Below are 4186 nucleotides of genomic sequence, written 5' to 3'. Positions count from 1 at the left end.
GGCGGTACATTGACAAACCTACTCAATGGCGTGAGTGGCGGGGCGTTTAACCCGTCAGCTCAGGCATATGCTAGCCAGTCTAGAGGGGCTGCTGCTCAGATAATTAAAGCTCTAGGTGATAGCGGCACGCTCTCTGATAGGGATGTGCAATCGGCCATGGATATGCTCCCGAAGAATACTGATTCCAAGAAGACTGCCCAAGAGAAAGTATCAAACCTCATGGCGCTGCTAAGGAGCTAAATATGTAAAATGGTCAAAGTATATCACAAATGATGTAGTATTATAAGCATATAAATAAAAGTAAAGGAGAATAGTATGAAATTTTCCCCACGAGTCACTGAATTCACGCAGGATAAATTACTCCCTAAAGTTGTGGATATCGTGAACAACTCAAACGTCTTTACAGCACGTGTAACAGCTAACCCTAAGAACTGGATGGGTGAGGTTATGAAGCAACCTATCCAGGTTGCCAACTCATCGACCGGTGGACCATTCAGCGGCATGGACACCTTCGATACGTCGGCAACCGACAACGTTCGCAGCCTGAAGTGGTACGTCAAGGCTCATAACCAGACGATCACCATACCTGGCATCGAAAAGGATGTGAACGCCGTTAACGATACACAGGTGATCTCATTGATCGGCGCAAAGATGGATGAGGCTGCTAACTCGTTGATCGATTCTCTTGGTACGGCTTTCTACGGCAAGGGTGTCGGTGATAGCATCGAAGGTCTTGGCCTGATTGTTGACAACGGTACAGCAACATCAAGTTATGGTGATATCTCTCGTGCTGAACTACCATCTATCAACGCTAGCGTGACGGCTGCCGCAGGTGGCACCTTGTCGCTAGCGCTTGTATCTACGCGTGCTTTGTCCTGCTTGCGTTTCGTTCGCTTTTTTGGTTCGTCTTGAGTCTGATTTTCTCGCCCGTTTTTGCTATCGTCGTACGCGAGCGTTACGATGAAAATTTATTTTTAGACGTGGTTTTTGCGCTTATTTGGATATTTTGCTGGTTGTTTTTGTCGCTAGCCGTGAGTGAAAATATTTCAAAACTAGGTAACGAAATCGTATCTAAAATTTTACGTATCGCCGCGCTTTTTGCAGTGATCGGCGTTTATTATATCAGTATCGAAAATAGCCTAAATTTACAAGCTATTTTACAAGACACCGTTACGCTTCGCATCGTGCTTATCGCTATAAATATCTACATGTTTCCTTCCCTTATCACGCTTTTAGCGCTTGATTTGCGCGGGTATTATTTGAAAAACAAAGACGCAAAAAGGGCTAAATTTTCATTTTTTAATTTCACCAAAGAAGCTTTAAAAGTAATCAAATTTATTGCCTTAAGGCGTAAAATTTAAACGCATAAACTTTTTATACAGTCTCTAAAAAGTAAATTCGAGAGGCAAAAAACGGCTCTGCTACTTTTGATTGGTAGTGGCTAAGTTAAATTTTGGTAAAACTCTGGATACTTTTTGGTGCGGCGATGGCTTGCGATTAGACTTGACAAAGTAAATCCCGCAGAGCAAGGCCAAATTTTAAATTCGGCCTTGCTTGTTAGCTTACTCAGCGTCTTATTCTAGCTCTTTTGCGCCGATTTTTGATTTTTTACTTAGGCGTTTTACGTAAACGATATAAAGCGCTGTCAGCAGGCCGACGGCGGCGAGTAGGGCGACAACGATGTGGCTAAACGCGCTCTTGTCGTAGTTTTTGCCTAGATACCAGCCCACTGCAAGCAGTATGGCGACCCAGATACCCGCACCCAGAGTCGTGTAGAGGCTAAATTTAAAAAGATTCATCTTAGCAAGGCCCGCCGGCAGGCTGATATACTGGCGGATGCCCGGGATCAGGCGGCAGTTAAAGGTTGAAATCTCGCCGTGCCTTTTGAAAAACGCCTCGAATTTTCGCATTTTTACCTTCGTGATGCCGACGTATTTGCCGTATTTTAGCACGAGCTCGCGCCCGAAAAAGTAGCATAGATAGTAGTTAAACACTGCTCCTGCGAGGCTGCCCGCCGTACCCGCGCACCACGCTAGCACTAGGCTCATTTGTCCTTGATGCGCTAGATATCCCGCCGGGATCATCGCCACTTCGCTTGGAAACGGGAAAAACGAACTCTCTAAAAACATCATCAAAAATATGCCCGCATATCCCCACTCGCCGACGGTTTGGACGATAAAATTTATAAAATCGCCTAGCATTTTTCTCCTTAAATTTAAAATTATGATTTTAGCAAACTACGGTAAATTTTAGCTTTAGGCGGGCGTAATTTGGGGTTATGGTTGTCTGCGGCGGTTAAATTTGACGGCACTACGGGCGAGTTTTAAATTTGATTGCAGGATAAATTTAGAAGATAAAGATTTGGGTTTTACCCGCGCCTTGATAAGGTTTTGTGGAGGATTGTCGAGTTAAAAAAATGAGTTGCGGTCAAATTTGAGTTCTAAATTTAACCGCGTCCGATTGAGAGTCAAATTTTACTAAAATTTTATCGGCCGACTTTAAAATCGGCCAAAAAAGCTTTCGGCCTGCGTCAAAGCACAAGCCGTGCAAAATCAAAACACCGGCAGGATCGCTCCGTCATATCTTTTTAGGATAAACTCCTTCGTTTCAGGGCTGGTTGCGGCTTTAACGAGGGCTTTGATTTTCGGGCTATTTTCGTTGCCTGCTTTGACCGCGATGATGTTGGCGTACGGGCTTTCCGTACCTTCGATAGCTAGCGAGTCTTTTTTAGGATTCATACCGATGTCAAGGACAAAGTTTGTGCTGATGGCGGCTAGATCGACTTCGTCCAGAGTGCGGGGTATCTGCGCGCCCTCAAGCTCGACGAAATTTAGGCGCTTTGGATTTTTTACGATGTCTTTTGGCGTGGCTAGCTCAGCGCTCTTATCTAGCTCTATTAGGCCTGCTTTTTGCAGGATATTTAGCGCTCTGTTGCCGTTAGTCGGATCGTAGGCGATCGCGACTTTAGCGCCGTCTTTTAGCTCGCTTAGGCTCTTTATCTTTTTTGAGTAAAAGCCCAGCGGCTCAAGATGTATCGCCGCGGCGGTTATCAGGGTCGTGCCTTTTGTTTCATTGTGATTTTTTAGATACGGCCAGTGCTGAAAGAAATTCGCGTCCAAATCGCCGTCTTGCGTCGCTAAATTCGGTATCGAGTAGTCGTTTATCTCTTTGATGACTAGATCGTAGCCCTCTTTTGCTAGAGCGGGTTTGATAAACTCCATGATCTCTGCATGAGGCACAGGCGAGACGGCTACTACGATAGTGTGATCTTTGTCTGCTGCATAGAGGTTAAAGGCTAGCGCCAAACTTGCTAAAATTTTAAAAACTTTCATTATATTTTCCTTTTTTATTTTTTAAAACGGCGCTAAAAAGGTAAAAGCTTTTACGCCGTTTTATTTTTGGAGATTTTTCTCGACTATTTTTATTTTTTTTAAATTTGAGCCCTAAAATTTAAACAAAAAGCGCCTATTGCGATTTTAAAAGCTAAATTTTGCGATGACAAATTGCTCAAATGTGACGCGATCAGAAGCTCGGTATCACCGCACCTTGGTAGCGCTTTATGATAAAGTCTTTAACCTCGGGAGTTAGTATCGCTTTATCTAGAGCCTTGATTTTCGGATTATTTTCGTTGCCGGCCTTGGTCGCTACGTAGTTGGTGTACGGGCTATCTTTATCCTCGAGGATTATCGCGTCTTTGGTCGGTTTGAGGCCGACATCTAGGGCGTAGTTTACGTTGATAAAGGCTAGCGCGACGTCATCGAGAGAGCGGGGCGTCTGCGCGGACTCCATCTCTTTAAATTTGAGATTTTTTGGATTTTCTATGATATCGAGCGGGGATTTGTATTCGCCCTCTTTAGCCTTTACGATGCCGGCCTTTTCGAGCAAATTTATCGAGCGCGTCGAGTCTGCGGCATTGTTTGAGATAGCGATGATATCGCCGTCTTTTAGCTCGTCTAAGCTTTTTATCTTTTTAGAATACGCGCCCATAGGCTCGACGTGAACGCCGACGGTCGGCACGATGTGAGTGCCTTTGTCTTTGTTAAACGACTTCATATACGGCAGGCCTTGGAAGTAGTTGGCGTCGAGTTCGCCGTTTTCGACGGCGATGTTTGGTATCACGTAGTCGTTAAAGATTTTGACGTCGAGCTTGTATCCTTCTTTTTCTAAGATTGGTTTAGCTGCTTCT

Annotated in this window: 6 protein-coding genes; 3 read left to right on the top strand and 3 right to left on the bottom strand. The window is 44.6% G+C overall.

Annotation, left to right across the window (positions count from 1 at the left end):
* The 3 genes from Q0200_RS10665 to Q0200_RS10655 form a co-directional block, all read left to right on the top strand.
* Nucleotides 1-240: hypothetical protein (locus Q0200_RS10665; protein ID WP_297941033.1), on the top strand; the 240-nt coding region annotated here is incomplete at its 5' end.
* Nucleotides 241-315: 75 nt separating this feature from the next.
* On the top strand, nucleotides 316-912 hold the full coding sequence (locus Q0200_RS10660; RefSeq protein WP_297941031.1) for a phage major capsid protein: 597 nt from the start codon (nucleotides 316-318) through the stop codon (nucleotides 910-912).
* Nucleotides 909-1361 (top strand): hypothetical protein, encoded by a 453-nt coding sequence (locus Q0200_RS10655; protein ID WP_297941029.1) that lies wholly within the window; start codon nucleotides 909-911, stop codon nucleotides 1359-1361. The genes Q0200_RS10660 and Q0200_RS10655 overlap by 4 nt, the downstream gene beginning before the upstream one ends.
* A 213-nt stretch (nucleotides 1362-1574) precedes the next feature.
* Here Q0200_RS10655 and Q0200_RS10650 read toward each other — a convergent pair whose 3' ends face one another.
* The 3 genes from Q0200_RS10650 to Q0200_RS10640 form a co-directional block, all read right to left on the bottom strand.
* Nucleotides 1575-2201 carry a DedA family protein gene (locus tag Q0200_RS10650; protein ID WP_297941027.1) on the bottom strand — a complete coding sequence of 209 codons (627 nt, stop codon included), beginning with the start codon at nucleotides 2199-2201 and terminating at the stop codon, nucleotides 1575-1577.
* A 351-nt stretch (nucleotides 2202-2552) separates the two neighbouring features.
* On the bottom strand, nucleotides 2553-3332 hold the full coding sequence (locus tag Q0200_RS10645; protein WP_297941026.1) for a MetQ/NlpA family ABC transporter substrate-binding protein: 780 nt from the start codon (nucleotides 3330-3332) through the stop codon (nucleotides 2553-2555).
* A 190-nt stretch (nucleotides 3333-3522) separates the two neighbouring features.
* A partial coding sequence (locus Q0200_RS10640; RefSeq protein WP_297941025.1) for a MetQ/NlpA family ABC transporter substrate-binding protein occupies nucleotides 3523-4186 on the bottom strand: 664 nt, incomplete at its 5' end.

This window comes from uncultured Campylobacter sp. (genome assembly GCF_938045225.1).
GTDB lineage: Bacteria > Campylobacterota > Campylobacteria > Campylobacterales > Campylobacteraceae > Campylobacter_A.
This window is presented reverse-complemented; position numbering and strand designations above follow the sequence as displayed.